The following is a 16,907-nucleotide window of genomic DNA, read 5'->3' as shown; positions in this document are numbered from 1 at the left end:
GGGCTGCTCCTCATGTTGGCTTCCTTACAGACTAGGCGAATTTGGCCGCCCCCACCGTGCAGCACCCTTAGGATGCAGGTATCCCCACACATTCCCCCGGAGGACTAATGCTTAAGCAAGGCTCTGCCCTGGACCGGTATTTCATGGTCACGGAGCGAGGCTCCAACTTTTCCCGCGAGATCCGCGGCGGGTTCGCCACCTTCTTCGCCATGAGCTACATCGTGGTGCTGAACCCCCTGATCCTGTCCGGTCCCGACTCCACCGGGGCAACGCTCGGTTTCACCGCCGTTGCCGCGGTAACCGCGCTCGTGGCCGGGGTGCTGACCATCCTCATGGGCGCATGGGGACGGCACCCCTTCGCACTGGCCACCGGCCTGGGCGTCAACGCCTTCGTGGCCGTGACGGTCGCCAGGAACCCGGGCCTCACCTGGCCGGACATGATGGGCCTGGTGGTCCTTTCCGGCATCACCATGCTGATCCTGGTCCTCACCGGTTTCCGGACCGCCGTCTTCAAGGCCGTGCCCGAGGGGCTCAAGACAGCAATCGTGGTGGGCATCGGCCTGTTCATCGCCCTGATCGGCCTGGTCAATGCCGGGTTCGTGCGGCGAATCCCGGACGTGGCAGGAACCACCGTGCCCGTGGGCCTGGGCTTCGACGGCAAACTGCTGGGCTGGCCCACCGCCGTGTTCGTCTTCGGCCTGATCCTCACCATCGCCTTGGTGGTCCGGAAGGTCAAGGGCGCCATCCTGATCGGCATCATCACCTCGACCGTACTGTCCGTCATCCTTGAGATGACCCTCCACATCGGCCCCAGCTTTGACGGCAAGACCTCCAACCCGCAGGGCTGGTCCCTGGTGGCCCCCACATTCAGCGGCTGGGCCGCCCCGGACCTCTCCCTGATCGGCAAGGCCAACCCGTTCGGCGCCTTCTCCGACCTCGGCTTCGTGGCCGCCACCCTGCTGGCCTTCGTGATCCTGCTCAGCATCTTCTTCGACGCGATGGGCACCATGGTGGGCCTGGCCAACGAAGCCGGCACGGTCGACGAACACGGCAACATTCCCGACGTGGACCGCGTGCTCCAGGTGGACGCCCTCGGTGCCATCATCGGCGGCGGCGCGTCCGTCTCCTCCAACCAGATCTACGTCGAAGCCGGCGCCGGCATTGGCGAAGGCGCCCGGACCGGCATCGCCTCGATCGTCACCGGCCTGCTGTTCCTGGTGGCCATGTTCTTCACCCCGCTGATCAACCTGGTCCCGTTCGAGGCCGTAGCCCCGGCCCTGGTGGTGGTGGGCTTCATGATGGTGTCCCAGGTGGGCAAGATTGACTGGCAGGACTGGGGCATTGCCATCCCGGCGTTCCTGACCTTCACCCTCATGCCGTTCACCTACTCGATCGCCAACGGCCTGGGCGCCGGCTTTATCGCCTACGTCCTGATCCGCACGGTCCAGGGCAAGGTCAAGGACATCCACCCGCTGATGTGGGCCGTGGCCGCGGCATTCCTGCTGTTCTTCGCCATCGGCCCGATCGAGGCCGCCATCAGCATGTAGCCACCCGCTGGACGGGAAGGGCTGGTGCGGCGCCTGCCGTACCAGCCCTTTGTCTTTACGGCCGGCTATACCGGCGTGTTGGGCGCGAGTCCTTCGTCCCCGGAGACGGCCAGCGCCCGTTTCTCGCGCAGCCGGTCCAGCCGGTTCATCAGCGGCGAGGTGGTGGCCCCGTGGATCACAATGGACAACGCCACCACCAGCCCCACAAACGACCAGAGCCAGTGCGCCTGGTCCGCGAAATGGTCCTCCCCCAGGGCAAAGGCCAAGTAGTACAGCGACCCGATACCGCGGATGCCGAAGAAGGACAGCGCCACCCGTTCGCGCGGCCCGGTCTTGCCGCCCAACAGCCCCAGCCAACCCGCCACGGGCCTGACCACCAGCAGGAACGCCAACGCGACCAGCACCTCCGCCGGCCCGATGCCGGCGAGGAGTCCACGGGCTATGGCGCCGCCGAGCAGGACCAGGATCACCACGGTCAGGAGCCGTTCGAGCTGCTCCACGTATGAGTGCAGCACCCGGTGGTAGCCATGGCTGCGCTCGGCCGCGCGGATGGTCACGGCACACACGAAGACCGCGATGAACCCGTAGCCCTCCGCCAACTGCGTCAGCCCGTACGCCAGGAAGGTGGCTGCCAGCGCCACGAAGCCCTCCGAGTGGTTGGAAAGCCGCAGGCTGTCGCGGCGCGCTGAAAAGAACAGCTTCGCCAGGAGTTTTCCGGTGAGGAAACCCACCAGCAGGCCCAACGCCAGCCGCCACAGCACGTCCACCCCGAACCATTCGGGAAACCAGGCCGACGGCGAGGCGCCTGCCACGCTGATGGCGATGGCCAGGTAGACGAACGGGAAGGCCAGCCCGTCGTTGAGGCCGGCCTCCGAGGTAAGGCCAAAACGCACCTCATCTTCCTTTTCGACACCTTCTTCCTCGTCCGCCGGTTCGCCCACCTGCACTTCCGAGGCAAGGACCGGATCCGTGGGGGCCAGGCTGGCGGCCACCAGCAGTGCCGCGCCAAGGCCCAGGCCCAGGAACCACATGCCCAGCAGCGTCAGGGCGGCGATGCACAGCGGCATGGCGATGCCCAGCAGCCGCCAGGTGGTGGACCACCGCTTGCGCCCTACCGGCCGGTCCAAGGCAAGCCCGGCGCCCATCAGCGAAATGATGACGCAGATTTCCGCCAGGTGCATCACGAAACCACTGTGCTCCACCGGGTTGGGATCCGGGAGCGAGGGAATCAGCGCAAAGGCCCCCATGCCGGCACCGAGGAAGACCATGGGCATGGACAAGGGCATGTTGCGCAGCAGTTTTGGCAAGACGGCGGCGACGAAGACGGCCGCGCCGGCGGCCGCAAAGATGATGTTAGCGGCGTCGAACATGAGCGGCCTCCGGCTTGGAAAGATGCGTGGTTCCGGCACAGGCACGTCACGCTTGGATCTGGCCGACCGATCCCACCCTACCCCTGCCCCGCCCCGCGGGGTTGGTTCTTGGATCCCGGACAGGACGACGGCGGCGTTGCTGGTTTTTCTGCCCGGCGTACGGTGAGCTTGATGCATGCCTTTCCAGTCCCCAGCCGTCGACGTCCCGCCGCAGCCCTGGACAGGGAGGTACGACGGCGACGGCCCGGCCCACCGCCGCTGGTGGCAGGCAGTGAACCGGGCGCTTGAGCCCGGTCCGTCGGACGCGGAGGGCGGCCAGGGTGCCGGGCACCCAGTGGCCTCGGGCCGGAAGCCGGTGGCCTTGCTGGGTTTCGCCAGCGACGAGGGAGTACGCCGAAACAAGGGCCGGAAGCCGGTGGCCTTGCTGGGTTTCGCCAGCGACGAGGGAGTACGCCGAAACAAGGGCCGGACCGGGGCTGCCGCCGCCCCCGCAGCGCTGCGGACGGCGCTCGGACCCCTTGCCTTCCATCTGGACCGCACCGTTTCCGATTGCGGTGACGTGGTGGTGTCCGGAGACCGGCTTGAGGCCGGCCAGGAACGGCTGGGCCATGCCCTGGCAGCCCTGCTCGACGCCGGCCACCAGACTGTCGTCCTGGGCGGCGGCCACGAAACCGCCTACGCCAGCTACCTTGGCGTCAGTGCGTCGGCCGCGGTCCGGAGCGGGCAGCGGCTGGGCGTGCTGAACCTCGACGCCCACTTCGACCTCCGCGACGAAGCGGTTCCAAGTTCGGGTACGCCGTTCCTGCAAATGGCCCGTGCGGAAACGGACGCCGGACGCGACTTCCGTTACGCCGTCGTCGGCATTTCGGAGCCAAACAACACCCGGGCCCTGTTCGACACCGCGGGAAAACTCGGCGTCCGCTACCTGCTGGACGAAGACTGCGGGGCAGAACGCGTCCAGGCGTTCGTGGCGGACTTCCTGGCGGAAACCGACATCCTGTACCTGACGATCGACCTGGACGTACTTCCCGCCTCGGTGGCCCCGGGCGTCAGCGCCCCCGCAGCCTACGGCGTGCCACTTCCCGTGATCACGGCCGTGTGCCGGCAGGTGGCCGCGAGCGGGAAGCTGCTGCACCTGGACGTGGCGGAACTGAACCCCGCATTCGACATTGACGGACGGACCGCGCGAACGGCCGCCCGATTGGTTGACACGCTGCTGCGCTGACAGTCCTTGGCGGCCGGGTCAGGCCGGGTCACGCCTTCAAGACATAACGCCGTTCCGGCCGCCCCACGCCGTACTTGAGCCGTACGTCCAGGGCGCCTGCGTCATGCAGGTATTCCAGGTAGCGGCGGGCGCTGACGCGGGACGTTCCGAGCTCCTGGGCAACCTCCGCGGCGGACACGTCGCCGGCGGCAGCGTTGAGGGCGGCCTCCACCAGTTTCAGGGTCTCGATGCTGCACCCCTTGGGCAGCGGCCGTTCGCCGCGGTCCAGGCCGAATACCCGGTTGACGTCCGATTGCTCGGCCACGTCCTTGGCGGCATCCAGGCCCTGGTACGCGCTGCGGTAATGTTCCAGCCGCTCCTGCAGGTCCGACTGGGAAAACGGCTTGATCAGGTAATGCACGATGCCGCCCCGGAGCGCCTTCCGTACCGTTTCGACCTCGCGGGCGGCACTGATCACGAGGACGTCCAGTTCTGGGGCCACGCTGCGCAGCCGGTGCATGAGGTCCAGGCCGTTGACGTCGGGCAGGTGGATGTCCAGCAACACCAGGTCGGGCCGGAGCCGTTGGGTCTCGGCAACTGCCTGTGCCCCGGTGTGGGCCGCCCCCACCACGGTAAAGCCGGGCGTGCGCTGGATGAATCCGGCATGCACTTTGGCCACCATGAAGTCGTCGTCGACGATCAGGACTTTGATCATGCCTGGGTACTCCCTCGTTTCAGCACGGCCCTAAAGACCGCCCCGTGGTCATTGGCCACCGTCAGGTCCCCGCCGCCGCGGCGGCAGACAACCCGGGACATCGCCAGGCCAAAGCCGCGGCTGCCCGCCGGCCCTGGTTCTTTGGTGGTAAAGCCCTGGCGGAAAATGTGGTCGGCCGAGCCGCCCGGGACGCCGGGCCCGTTATCCCGGACTGTGACCACCACGTCCTCCCCGGCTCTGCCCTCCACCAGCACCGTGACGGCTGCCTGTGGAAGCCCGGTGACGGCGTCGAACGCGTTGTCGACGAGGTTCCCCACCACCGTGGTGAGGTCCCGGGACAGCGCGTCATCCACCTTGTCCAGCCCTGAACCCGGGTCCAGCTGCAGTGCCACGCCACGCTCGGCGGCCAGGCTGGATTTGGCGATCAGCAGGGCGGCGAGCGCGGGATCGGCAATCCGGCCGGTCACCTCGTCGTTGAGCCGGGTCCGGTCCACCGTGGCGCCGTTGACGAACTGGACCACGGACTCGTACTCGCCGATCTGGATCAGGCCGGAAATGACATGGAGCTGGTTGGCGAACTCATGGGCCTGGGCCCGAAGGGTGTCCGTGGCGGTGCGGGTGGCGCCCAGCTCCTGCTCAAGTTCAGATAGTTCCGTCCGGTCGCGGAGCGTGGCCACCGATCCGATCACCTTGCCGCGGGACCGGATGGGCACCCGGTTCATCACCACCAGGCGGTCCCCGACGAGCACCAGCTGGTCCGGTCCGGGCTGGTCCTGGGTGAGGACTTGCTTGAGGGCCGGCTCGACAGCCAGGCCGGACACCCGCTTGCCCACGCAATCCGGAGGGAGGCCCAGCAGCGCCCGTGCACTGTGGTTGGCCACCGTGATCCGTTCGTGCAGGTCGAGGGCCACCACGCCCTCCTTGAGGCCGTGCAGCATGGCTTCCCGGTTCTCCACCAGGCTGGTGATTTCGCTGGGTTCCATGCCGAGGGTCTGCCGCTTGACCCTGCGCGACAGCAGGAGGGACCCGGCGATGCCCAGGACACTGGCAACCCCAAGGTAGGTAAGGAGATTGGGGACGGCGTCGCCCAGCCGTTCCAGGACCGTGGGATAGTTGCGGCTGATGGAGGCGATCCCGATCATGCGGCCGGAATCGTCCAGGACCGGCACATGGGCGGACAGGAGCGGTGCGGGCGTGCCGCCCACCACTCCGGTCCACGCCCGGCCTTCCATCACCCGGCTCGCGCCGAGCTCCAGCGGCCGGCCCAGCAGGCTGGGATCCGAGGATGCCACCACGGTACGGTCCAGTTTCGCCAGCGCCACCCGGGATGAGCCCGAGACAATGCGCACGGACTCCGCCACCGCGGGAAGCACGGCACCGCCACGCGGCTCTGTGTCCGGAAGCAGCTCACGCACCACCGGGTTGCCGCCGAGCGCTTCCGCTGCCGACAGGGCACGCCTGCCCTCGGTCCGTTCGAAGGCCGCCGCGGACTGGGCCAGGGAAATGGCCACCACGCCCACCAGCACCGCCAAGACAATGAGCAACTGCAGCAGAAGGTACTGCCCCGCAAGGGACATTCCTCGTCGTCGAGTCACAATGGTCTTCCTGGTGTTCCGGGGGCGATACCCGGGAACTATATCCCAAAGCCCGCGGCCGGGCCGTCGTGGGGGTTTGGAAACGTGAACGCAATGAACACAACTTTCTCTGCGTACACAAGAGTGATCCGCGTCACGGCCGCCCCTAGCATCGGAACCACAAGGCACCGGAACTGCAAGGCAGCCGGCGCCGATCAAGATTTGTTCGAGAGAAGAGGAACACATGCGCCAGATCCGCGCATTGCGAATTGCCGCCGTTGCCGCCGGCATCGCCCTGATGGCCACCGGTTGCGGTGCCACCAGCAAGAGCTCCACCGGTTCGGAAAGCTCCGGCGCCGCCGCCGGACCCATCACCGGCCTGCAGATCATGGTCCCCAACACCCCCGGCGGCGGTTACGACACCACCGCCCGCGCCGCCGCGAAGGTCCTCGACGACGAGAAGATCTCCACCAACACCGAAGTCTTCAACCTCGCCGGGGCCGGCGGCACGGTGGGCCTGGCCCGCGTGGTCAACGAGAAGGGCAACGGCGATCTTGCCATGCTCATGGGCCTCGGTGTGGTGGGCGCCAGCTACACCAACAAGTCAGAGTCCAAGCTGACCGACACCACCCCGCTGGCCCGGCTGATCGAAGAGCCCGGCGCCATCATGGTCAGCAAGGACTCCCCGTACAAGACCATCGATGACCTGGTGAAGGCCTGGAAAGCCGATCCCGGCTCCATCGCCGTGGGCGGCGGCTCCTCGCCCGGCGGCCCCGACCACCTGCTGCCCATGCAGCTGGCAGGGGCCGTGGGCATCGACGCCACCAAGGTCAACTACGTTTCCTACGACGGCGGCGGCGACCTCCTGCCCGCAATCCTCGGCAACAAGCTCGGCTTCGCCGCCTCCGGTGCCGGCGAGTACCTCAAGCAGATCGAATCCGGCGAGGTCCGGGTCCTGGCCACCAGCGGCGAGAAGCGCCTGGACGGCGTGGACTCACCCACGCTCAAGGAATCCAACATCGACCTGGTGTTCACCAACTGGCGCGGCGTGGTGGCCCCTCCGGGCATCAGCGACAAGGACAAGGCATCGCTGATCGCAGCCCTCGAAAAGATGCACGGCACGGCCGGTTGGAAGGAAGCGCTGAAGACCCACAGCTGGACCGATGCCTTCATCACCGGTGACCAGTTCAAGACCTTCCTCACCGAACAGGACAAGCGGGTGGCGGACGTCCTCACCAAGCTTGGGTTGGCGTGACCTCCCTGACCACAGGCCTCAAAGGCCGCTCCGAGCTGGGAGTTGCACTCCTGCTCGGGGCGGCCGGCGTCCTGGTCTTCCTGGATGCCAACGGCCTGGTCACCCCATATTCGAAGTCCGACCCGGTAGGCCCCAAGACCGTTCCGTTCATCGTGGCCGGAATGCTGGTGGTCTGCGCCGTGCTGCTGGCCGTCAACGTCCTGCGCGGCGGCAAGGGCGAGGCTGAGGGCGGCGAGGATGTCGACCTCACGCACCCCGCCGACTGGAAGACCGTCCTGCCGCTGGCCGGCGCCTTCATCCTGAACATCCTGCTGATCGACTGGGCCGGCTGGGTGATCTCCGGAACGGTCCTGTTCTGGGGCAGCGTGCTGGCCCTCGGCAGCCGCCGCTACGTCCGGGACGGCCTGATCTCCGTGGCCCTGTCCCTGTTGACCTTCTACGGCTTCTACCTCGGCTTGGGCATCGCGCTGCCGGCCGGCCTCCTGGAAGGAATCCTCTAAATGGACGTCTGGTCCTCCCTGATGGACGGCTTCGCCACCGCCCTGACCCCCATGAATTTCCTGTACGCCGTCATCGGCGTCGTCCTGGGCACCGCCGTCGGTGTCCTCCCCGGCCTGGGCCCGGCCATGACCGTTGCCCTGCTGCTTCCCGTCACGTACGCCCTGGAACCCACCAGCGCCTTCATCATGTTCGCCGGCATCTACTACGGCGGCATGTACGGCGGTTCCACCACCTCGATCCTCCTCAACACCCCCGGCGAATCGTCCTCCGTGGTCACCGCCATCGAGGGCAACAAGATGGCCAAGGCGGGCAGGGCGGCGCAGGCGCTTGCAACGGCGGCCATCGGCTCGTTCGTCGCCGGCACCATCGGCACGGCGCTGCTGGCCGTCTGCGCGCCGATCGTGGTGAAGTTCGCCGTGAGCCTTGGTGCACCCAGCTACTTCGCCATCATGGTCTTGGCGCTGTTGGCGGTCACGGCCGTACTCGGTTCGTCCCGCCTGCGCGGTTTTGCTTCCCTGGGCCTCGGCCTGGCCATTGGCCTGGTGGGCATGGACTCCGTGACCGGCCAGCGGCGACTCACCTTCGGCCAGCCGCTCCTGGCCGACGGCCTGGACATCGTGGTGGTGGCCGTGGCCATCTTCGCCGTGGGAGAGGCCCTCTGGGTGGCCGCGCACCTGCGCCGCACCCCCCTGCATGCCATTCCCGTGGGCCAGCCCTGGATGGGCAAGTCCGACTGGAAGCGCTCATGGAAGCCCTGGCTGCGCGGGACTGCCTTTGGCTTCCCGTTCGGCGCACTGCCGGCAGGCGGCGCCGAGATCCCGACCTTCCTCTCCTACGTCACCGAAAAGCGCCTCAGTAAACACCCCGAAGAGTTCGGCAAGGGTGCTATCGAGGGCGTTGCCGGCCCGGAAGCAGCCAACAACGCGGCGGCCGCCGGCACCCTGACCCCCATGCTGGCCCTGGGCCTGCCCACCAACGCCACCGCTGCCGTCATGCTCGCCGCCTTCACGTCCTATGGCATCCAGCCGGGCCCGCAGCTCTTCGAAAGCCAAGGGCCCCTTGTGTGGGCGCTGATCGCCAGCCTCTTCATTGGCAACCTGCTGCTCCTGCTGATCAACCTGCCGCTGGCACCGATGTGGGCGAAACTCCTGCAGCTGCCCCGCCCCTACCTGTATGCCGGCATTCTGTTCTTCGCCACGCTGGGCGCCTACTCGGTGAACCTGCAGGCGTTCGACCTGGTGATCCTGCTGGTCCTGGGCGCACTCGGCTTCATGATGCGGCGCTTCGGGCTTCCCGTCCTGCCGCTGATCCTTGGCGTGATCCTGGGCCCTCGCATTGAAGGGCAGCTCCGCAAGACCCTGCAGCTGAGTGCGGGCGACCCCGCGGGTCTCCTCAGCGAGCCGATCGCGGTCGGCATCTACGTGATTATCGGCATCATCCTGCTCTGGCCGTTTGCCTACAAGCTGTTCCGCCGGAACCGTCCGGCGCACAAGCCCCTGGTTCCAGCCAATTCGGGCGCAGCGGACTACAGTGACTGAACAGCTCCCCCACCCACGCCCAGCAGAACAGGAAACAACATGACCGTCGTTGTGGGATACGTCCCGACCCCGGAGGGCGAAGCTGCCCTGACGCAGGCCATCACCGAGGCCCGAAAGGCCAACAGCACCTTGGTGCTGATCAACTCCTCCAAGGGTGAAGCGGCAGTGGACAGCCGGTTTGCGCAAGAAGGCGACATCCAGGACATCGAGCAGCGGCTGGCCGGCCAGGGCATCGAGTACCTGATCAAACGGCCCGTCCGCGGCCATGATGCCGCAGCCGAGGTGCTGGACGCCGCGGAGGAGCACAACGCCGACCTGATCGTGATCGGCCTGCGCCGCCGAACGCCGGTGGGCAAGCTGATCATGGGCAGCACGTCGCAGCGCATCCTGCTGGAGGCGGACTGCCCGGTGCTGGCCGTAAAAGCGGGCCGGTAACCCTAGGCCGTTGCGGCCGCCGGGGCCCGGAACAGCTCCTGGCGCTGGCGGCCCAGGCCTGCCACTTCCACCTCCACCACGTCGCCCGGCTGGAGGTAGGGGAAACGGCCGCTGAGGGCAACACCCTGCGGAGTCCCGGTGAGGATCACGTCGCCTGGTTCCAGCCGCATGTACTGGCTGCAATGATGGACCAGGGTGGCTGCGTCAAAGATGAGCTCTGAGGTAGAGGAGTCCTGGCGTGGTTCACCATTGACCCAACTGCGCAGCGGGACGTTGCCGCCGTCGATATCCTCGGCCGGAACCAGCCACGGGCCAAGGGGCGTTGACCCGGGAAGCGACTTGCCTTTGGTCCACTGGCCCGCGGCTCCCGGCAACTGGTATTCGCGTTCGGAGAGGTCGTTGGCCGTGACGTAGCCGGCGATACACGCGGCTGCTTCTTCCGGGGAGCCCAGGTAGCAGGCCTCCCTGCCGATCACGATGCCGAGCTCCACCTCCCAGTCGTACTTTGCGGAATGCGGAGGGATCGGGGCCGGGTCGAAGGGGCCGGCGACCGTATTGCTTGGCTTGAGGAAGACCACCGGAACCGTGGGCGGTTCGGCTCCCGACTCGGCCGCGTGGGCGGCATAGTTCATCCCGATGCCCACCACTGAGCCGGACCTGGCCACTGGCGGTCCGACCCGCAGCGCTTCCGCGCCTTCAAGGACCGGGAGGTCACCTGCCGCCAAGGCTTTCCGGACCTTGTCCAGGCCGCCGGCAGCGAGGAACCCGCCGTCGACGTCATCCGTCAGGGGCAGCAGGCTGAAGTACCGGCCGGTGCCGTCCGCTGAGGGAACGAGCACTGCGGGCTGTTCGCTGCCGCTGTTGCCCAGGCGCATGATCTTCATACCAAATCTCCTCAAGGTGTGGGGGCGGGACTGCTGGATGGGGCCCTGGCGGTGCCCGCTTCCATGGTCGTTGATTCCGTCCGGCGCCGCGAACGAACGCTTTGTGACCGCCTCTCTAGTGGTTCAGGAGGGCAGTCATCTGACATATATGGATACTGATCGTTAGAATAGCGGAGCCACCCGGCACGAAACACAGAAAGTTCAGTACATGATCACAAGCACTTTGGAGCGCGTCCCCGCCGCTGCCAAAACCGCCGAAGGCCCGGAACTCCGGTCCATCAGCCTCGAGTTCTCCAGCGCCAGCGAGGTCCACTCCGGGCTGGAAGAGGCGGTAGCCGAGTTGATTGAGGTGGCAGCGAAGGACGCCGCCTGCGGCATCCTGGTGACCAGGCTGCACCCGGGACGCTACACGGTGGCCCTGGACGAATCCGTCCCCTTTGGCGAGACCTACGAATCCGTCGCGGCCTGATTTCCCGGCTGCGCGGCCCCCGGGCCACCGGACGAACGCTTGGAGCCAAAGAAAGAATCCCCGCAGTGCCGTAAGGCGCTGCGGGGATTCTTTTGTCTAGCGGGTGCGGCCTTCAGGCGAGGCGGACCTGGACGCCGTCGGACTTCAGGAAGAGCTGCTTTTCCGACAAGTCTGACGGTCCGGCCGGCACCAGCCAGAGGACGTTGCCGCTCTGCGACACCTCTTCCACTTCTCCGGCCGCCACCACATGCGCATGCTTGATGATTTCGACGCGGTCCCCGGCCTTAAGGGCCTTCCAGTTGGATACCGCAGCGGAATGGGCGTTGCGCCTGGACAGGACTGCCCCACGTGCTTTCATGTGAACTTCTACCCCTTTGTATTGTTCTGCTGCCACAGCGTCGTTGATGTGACTTTCACTACACCATCAGTTCTACTACACTCCGGACCCCGCCACTGGCAGTGTCGCCGGATATTCCGCACTTCGGACCGGAGTGCAGCAGGTACTGAAGATCCTTCGGTTTTCAGGCCAGGAAGCCGACGGCGGATTCGGCCGCCCGTCGCACTTCCCCGGAGGCAACCAGCCGGTCCGCCGCCTCCAGCTCCGGAGACAGGAAACGGTCCGTCCCCGGGCCCTCCACCACGGCGCGAAGGGCGGCCACGACGGCGGTGCCCGCCGGGCCCGGCGTGAGCTCCCCACCGGAAAGCTGCGTGCGGATATCCAAGGCCCGCGCAGACGTCACCAGCTCGATGGCCAGGACCCGCCGGAGGTTCTCCACTGCCTTGCGCAGCTTCCGCGCCGCGTGCCAGCCCATGGAGACGTGGTCCTCCTGCATGGCGGAGCTTGGAATGGAATCCACCGACGCCGGCACAGCCAGCCGCTTGTTGTCCGACACCAGGCCTGCCTGGGTGTACTGGGCAATCATCAGCCCCGAGTCCACGCCGGGATCGGAGGCCAGGAACGCGGGAAGGCCGTGCGAACGGGCGGGATCAAGCATCCGGTCGGTCCGGCGTTCGGCGATGGAGCTGAGGTCCGCGACGGCAATGGCAAGGTAGTCCAGGACATAAGCCACCGGGGCGCCGTGGAAATTGCCGTTTGAGCTCACGCGGCCGTCGGGCAGGACCACCGGGTTGTCGATAGCCGCGGCCAGTTCGCGGGTTGCCACGAGTTCCGCATGATCGACGGTGTCACGGACGGCACCGGCAACCTGCGGGGCGCAGCGCAGCGAGTAGGCATCCTGCACACGGGAGTCACCCTCCTTGTGGGACGCGACAATCGGCGAGTCCGAGAGCACGCGCAGCATGTTGTCGGCACTGGCAGCCTGGCCGGGATGCGGGCGCAGCGCGGCGTGCAGTTCGGGAACGAACACCTGGTCGGTGCCCAGCAGCGCCTCAACGCTGAGCGCGGCGGTAATGTCCGCCGTCGCCAGCAGCTGGCGGAGGTCGGCAATGGCCATCAGGAGCATGCCCAGCATGCCCTCGGTGCCGTTGACCAGCGCCAGCCCTTCCTTCTCGGCCAGGGTGACCGGCTCGATGCCGTGGTCTGCAAGCAGCTCGGCGACAGTCCGCTCTCCCCGCCCGCCGTATGTGACGCCGTCGGGCCCTTCCGCTTCGCCTTCACCCATCAGCACCAGGGCGCAGTGGGACAGCGGAGCGAGGTCGCCGGAGCAGCCGAGCGAGCCGAACTCGCGGACCACCGGGGTGATCCCGGCGTTCAGCACGTCCACCATGGTTTGCAGCACCACGGGGCGGACGCCGGTTCGGCCGGAGGCGAGGGTCTTGGCGCGCAGGAACATGATGCCGCGGACCACTTCGCGTTCCACGGCCGGGCCCATGCCGGCGGCGTGGCTGCGGATCAGGGACTTCTGCAGTTGGGTGCGCAGGTCATTGGGGATGTGGCGGTTGGCCAGGGCACCGAAGCCTGTGGAGATCCCGTAAGCCGGGATGTCGCTGGACGCGAGGCTGTCGATGTGGGCGCGGACCTGGGCCACGGCCTCCAGGGCATCCGGAGCGATGGCCACTTTGGCGTCATGGCGGGCGACGGCGAGCACGTCCTGGGCAGTGACGCCGTTGGAGCCGAGGGTGACGGTCAGCGGTGAGTGGGTCGTTAGGGTCATCGGATAGTCCTAGTTCGTTGCTGCTGCGGAGTCGGCGGACTCTTGCATGGGGATTCGGACGCCGCGTTCCTTGGCGACGTCAAGGGCTCGTTCGTAGCCGGCGTCGGCGTGGCGGATCACGCCCATGCCGGGATCGTTGGTGAGGAGGCGCTCAAGCTTTTCGGCTGCGAGGTCGGTGCCGTCGGCAACGGACACCTGCCCGGCGTGGATGGAGCGGCCGATGCCCACTCCGCCGCCGTGGTGCAGTGACACCCAAGTGGCTCCGGAGGCAGTGTTGAGCAGAGCGTTCAACAGCGGCCAGTCCGCGATCGCGTCCGAGCCGTCAGCCATGGCCTCGGTCTCGCGGTACGGGGAGGCAACGGAGCCGGAATCCAGGTGGTCGCGGCCGATCACGATGGGCGCCTTGACCTTGCCCTCCTTGACCAGCTGGTTGAACAGCAGGCCGGCCTTGGCGCGTTCGCCGTAGCCGAGCCAGCAGATGCGGGCGGGGAGGCCCTCGAATTCCACCCGCTCCTGGGCGGCGTCGATCCAGCGGTGCAGGTGCTTGTTCTCGGGGAAGAGTTCCTTGATGGCCTCGTCCGTAACGCGGATGTCCTCAGGGTCGCCCGAGAGGGCCACCCAGCGGAACGGGCCCAGGCCCTCGCAGAACAGGGGCCGGATATAGGCCGGAACGAAGCCGGGGAACTCGAAGGCCCGCGCGTAGCCGCCCTTGCGGGCCTCGTCACGGATGGAGTTGCCGTAGTCAAAGACCTCGGCGCCGGCGTCCTGGAATTCGACCATGGCCTGGACGTGGCGGGCCATGGAGGCCTGGGCCTTCTTGGTGAAGCCTTCCGGGTCCGCGGCTGCCTCGCGGTGCCATTCCTCGACCGTGATTCCTTCGGGCAGGTAGCTCAGGGGATCGTGCGCGGAGGTCTGGTCGGTGACGATATCGACGGTGAGCTCGCCGGCCTTGTGGCGGCGCAGGATCTCGGGGAAAACCTCGGCGGCGTTGCCAACATGGCCCACGGACCAGCCGCGGCGTTCCTCCTTGGCCTTGAGGACCTTGGCGATGGCGGTATCGAGGTCGGTTTCGACCTCGTCGAGGTAGCGCTTGCCGGCCCGCCGGCGCAGGCGGGTTTCGTCGACGTCGACAATCAGGCAGGCGCCGTCGTTCAGGGTGACGGCGAGCGGCTGGGCGCCACCCATGCCGCCGCAGCCGCCGGTGAGGGTCAGCGTGCCGGCGAGAGTTCCGTTTTCGTCCCCGGTGAGCTTGCGGGCAATCGCGGCGAACGTTTCGAAAGTGCCCTGCAGGATGCCTTGGGTGCCGATGTAGATCCAGGACCCGGCGGTCATCTGGCCGTACATCATCAGGCCCTCGGCCTCGAGCCGGCGGAACTCGGGCCAGTTGGCCCAGTCGCCGACGAGGTTGGAGTTGGCCAGCAGCACTCGCGGGGCCCATTCGTGGGTGCGGAAGACGCCGACCGGCTTGCCGGACTGGACCAGGAGGGTCTCATCCTTTTCCATGGTTTCCAGCGTGCGGGTGATGGCGTCGAACGCGGCCCAGGAGCGGACGGCGCGGCCGGTGCCGCCGTAGACCACCAGGTCGTCCGGGCGCTCGGCGACCTCGGGGTCCAGGTTGTTCATGAGCATGCGCAGCGGCGCTTCGGTCTGCCATGACTTTGCGGTGAGCTCGGTGCCGCGGGCTGCTTTGACCGGGCGGGCACCGGTGGTGAAATCGGCGGGTGCCATGATGGGCTCCTTCGGGTGGTGTCTGTTGGAGGAAAGAAGTTCTGTATCAACTAAAGCCCTTGGTGGACGGGCTTCACAGGGGTTTCGATGGGGTGCTGTCCGGTATTCCAGACATGCGCGGCATCCAGTTGCAAGGGTTTGCGGAGCGGAACAAACAGGGGCGCTCCGGGGCCCCGGGAACGCCTGGGGATTGCCGGGCGGCGGCTGCCTGGCCGGCCTGCCGGGCGGCAGCAGGGCGGACTACTTGCCGGGCCGGCCGTGGAGCCGGACCGACAGTTCGTCAGCCACCTTCCGGACGCGGGCGGCCAGCACCGGCCACTCCTGCGCAGGCAGCTTGTCCTCGAGGAAGGTCACTGCCACGGCCGCAGTTGGCCATCCCAAGTGGTCTGTCACGGCAGCGGCAATGGAGCCGAAACCCGGCGTAACCTCTCCGTGTTCGGTGGCGTACCCCCGCTGGCGGACCTGGTCCAAGTGCGAGGACAACGCGGAGTATTTCATGATGGCCCCCACCACTTCATGCCGGGCGGTGAAGGCGGCGGCGTTCGGGTAGAGCGCGCGTACTTGCGATTTGGGCAGCGCGGCAAGGATGGCGCGTCCGCTGGCGGTGAGGTGGCTGGGAAGGCGGACGCCGACGTCGGTCACCAGCGACGGACGGTTCTTGGCCCGTTCCTCCACGATGTACAGGACATCGCGGCCGTGCAGCACTGCCAGGTGGGCGCTCTCACCGATGGCATCCACGAGGCTCGCGAGGAGGGGGCGGCCCAGCCGCGACAAAGGTTCCTGCCGTGAATAGGCGGAACTGAGTTCGAAGGCGCTGATGCCCAGCCCGTAGCGTTGCTCCTCATGCAAATGGAGGACGAAGCCGTTCGCCTCCATGACGCCCAGCAAGTGGTAAACACTCGACCTGGGAAGGTTCAGGCTGGAGGCGATCTGGGAGGCCGCCATTGGCCCGCGCCGGGAGGCCAGCAACTTGAGGATGCGGAGGGTATTTTCCGCAGCAGGGACTTTTGAGGATGCTTTGACCGCAGCGCGGGGCGCCTGGGGGTCGGTGCTTACCTGGGGGTCGGTGCTTGGTGGAGTGCTCATTGGGTGGAGGGGCCCTTCTGGGTAGCTCTGTCCGGTATCCCGTACTCAAGCTTGCGCCCTTGAAGGCCCGGCGACGACGACTTTGGAGTGGTTTCTTGTCTGGGATGCCAGATAGAAGCGGCAGGCCGGGCCCCATCCAAGACGCCAGGGTGTCAGCCCCTCCCCCTTTTCCTCGCTTCAGCCAGAGGGAACCGGCGCTTCCACGTCCTCGAAGTCCAAGAACAGCTGCCACTCGGGGAACGGGTCGGTTGGCAGTTCATTCTCGGAAGGACCAGGGTCGAAGGGGAGGTCAATGGCCGGCATGTCCCACCGATCCGCACCCTCCAGCAGGTGCGGCGCATCTATCAACGGCTGCTCCCTCTGGCTGGTGCGGCCGACGGGCAGGCCAAAGTGGGCAGGCACGTACAGGTCCTGCTGTCCGGACTCCATCTCCAACGGGTTACCCCACAATGCCTCACTCAACCCCGGCCAGTGGGTTGGTTGGGGG

16 protein-coding genes are annotated in these 16,907 nt (G+C 67.2%); 7 read left to right on the top strand and 9 right to left on the bottom strand.

The annotated features are described in order from the left end of the window. Positions 1-107: 107 nt before the first annotated feature. Positions 108-1,547, top strand: coding sequence for an NCS2 family permease (locus DC347_RS13535; RefSeq protein WP_109045829.1), 1,440 nt, complete (start codon positions 108-110; stop codon positions 1,545-1,547). 65 nt (positions 1,548-1,612) lie between these two features. Here the strand turns inward: DC347_RS13535 and DC347_RS13530 are convergent, their stop codons facing one another. Continuing rightward, complete coding sequence (locus DC347_RS13530; RefSeq protein ID WP_018763077.1) at positions 1,613-2,917, bottom strand: sodium:proton antiporter; 1,305 nt, start codon at positions 2,915-2,917, stop codon at positions 1,613-1,615. 175 nt (positions 2,918-3,092) lie between these two features. Between DC347_RS13530 and hutG the strand changes: the two genes are divergently transcribed. After that, positions 3,093-4,142, top strand: a complete 1,050-nt coding sequence (hutG, locus tag DC347_RS13525) for a formimidoylglutamase (protein ID WP_109045828.1) — start codon at positions 3,093-3,095, stop codon at positions 4,140-4,142. Between the two features lie 28 nt (positions 4,143-4,170). Here the strand turns inward: hutG and DC347_RS13520 are convergent, their stop codons facing one another. Beyond that, positions 4,171-4,836, bottom strand: a complete 666-nt coding sequence (locus DC347_RS13520) for a response regulator (protein WP_018763075.1) — start codon at positions 4,834-4,836, stop codon at positions 4,171-4,173. Next, the gene (locus DC347_RS13515; RefSeq protein ID WP_018763074.1) at positions 4,833-6,413 is read right to left on the bottom strand and encodes a sensor histidine kinase; all 1,581 of its coding nucleotides are present in this window, start codon (positions 6,411-6,413) and stop codon (positions 4,833-4,835) included. The genes DC347_RS13520 and DC347_RS13515 overlap by 4 nt, the downstream gene beginning before the upstream one ends. 241 nt (positions 6,414-6,654) lie before the next feature. Here DC347_RS13515 and DC347_RS13510 point away from each other — a divergent pair, with 241 nt between their 5' ends. From DC347_RS13510 to DC347_RS13495, 4 genes are read left to right on the top strand one after another with little or no spacing between them, the layout of a single operon-like run. After that, positions 6,655-7,665, top strand: a complete 1,011-nt coding sequence (locus DC347_RS13510) for a tripartite tricarboxylate transporter substrate binding protein (protein ID WP_109045827.1) — start codon at positions 6,655-6,657, stop codon at positions 7,663-7,665. Then, entirely contained in the window at positions 7,662-8,165 is a 504-nt protein-coding gene (locus DC347_RS13505) for a tripartite tricarboxylate transporter TctB family protein (RefSeq protein ID WP_018763071.1), read from the top strand. The genes DC347_RS13510 and DC347_RS13505 overlap by 4 nt, the downstream gene beginning before the upstream one ends. After that, on the top strand, positions 8,166-9,704 hold the full coding sequence (locus tag DC347_RS13500) for a tripartite tricarboxylate transporter permease (RefSeq protein ID WP_109045826.1): 1,539 nt from the start codon (positions 8,166-8,168) through the stop codon (positions 9,702-9,704). It abuts the gene before it with no gap. 39 nt (positions 9,705-9,743) lie between these two features. Then, the gene (locus DC347_RS13495) at positions 9,744-10,139 is read left to right on the top strand and encodes a universal stress protein (protein ID WP_018763069.1); all 396 of its coding nucleotides are present in this window, start codon (positions 9,744-9,746) and stop codon (positions 10,137-10,139) included. Between the two features lie 2 nt (positions 10,140-10,141). On the opposite strand, the gene DC347_RS13490 is transcribed toward DC347_RS13495, so the two are convergent. After that, positions 10,142-11,023 (bottom strand): fumarylacetoacetate hydrolase family protein, encoded by an 882-nt coding sequence (locus tag DC347_RS13490; RefSeq protein ID WP_109045825.1) that lies wholly within the window; start codon positions 11,021-11,023, stop codon positions 10,142-10,144. A gap of 208 nt (positions 11,024-11,231) precedes the next feature. On the opposite strand from DC347_RS13490, the gene DC347_RS13485 reads away from it, so the two are divergent. Beyond that, positions 11,232-11,492, top strand: coding sequence for a hypothetical protein (locus DC347_RS13485; RefSeq protein ID WP_018763067.1), 261 nt, complete (start codon positions 11,232-11,234; stop codon positions 11,490-11,492). A 112-nt stretch (positions 11,493-11,604) separates the two neighbouring features. On the opposite strand, the gene DC347_RS13480 is transcribed toward DC347_RS13485, so the two are convergent. From DC347_RS13480 to DC347_RS13460, 5 genes are all read right to left on the bottom strand, one after another. Continuing rightward, positions 11,605-11,850 carry a hypothetical protein gene (locus DC347_RS13480; RefSeq protein WP_018763066.1) on the bottom strand — a complete coding sequence of 82 codons (246 nt, stop codon included), beginning with the start codon at positions 11,848-11,850 and terminating at the stop codon, positions 11,605-11,607. A gap of 163 nt (positions 11,851-12,013) precedes the next feature. Beyond that, a complete protein-coding gene (gene hutH, locus DC347_RS13475) occupies positions 12,014-13,606 on the bottom strand; it encodes a histidine ammonia-lyase (protein WP_109045824.1) in 1,593 nt (530 codons plus the stop codon). Between the two features lie 9 nt (positions 13,607-13,615). Then, complete coding sequence (hutU, locus tag DC347_RS13470) at positions 13,616-15,334, bottom strand: urocanate hydratase (RefSeq protein WP_018763064.1); 1,719 nt, start codon at positions 15,332-15,334, stop codon at positions 13,616-13,618. Between the two features lie 240 nt (positions 15,335-15,574). Continuing rightward, complete coding sequence (locus DC347_RS13465; protein WP_109045823.1) at positions 15,575-16,420, bottom strand: IclR family transcriptional regulator; 846 nt, start codon at positions 16,418-16,420, stop codon at positions 15,575-15,577. 177 nt (positions 16,421-16,597) lie between these two features. Next, positions 16,598-16,907 (bottom strand): hypothetical protein (locus tag DC347_RS13460; RefSeq protein ID WP_206073938.1); only part of this gene is annotated, 310 nt, incomplete at its 5' end.

This window comes from Pseudarthrobacter sp. AG30 (assembly GCF_003116525.1).
GTDB lineage: Bacteria > Actinomycetota > Actinomycetes > Actinomycetales > Micrococcaceae > Arthrobacter.
This window is presented reverse-complemented; position numbering and strand designations above follow the sequence as displayed.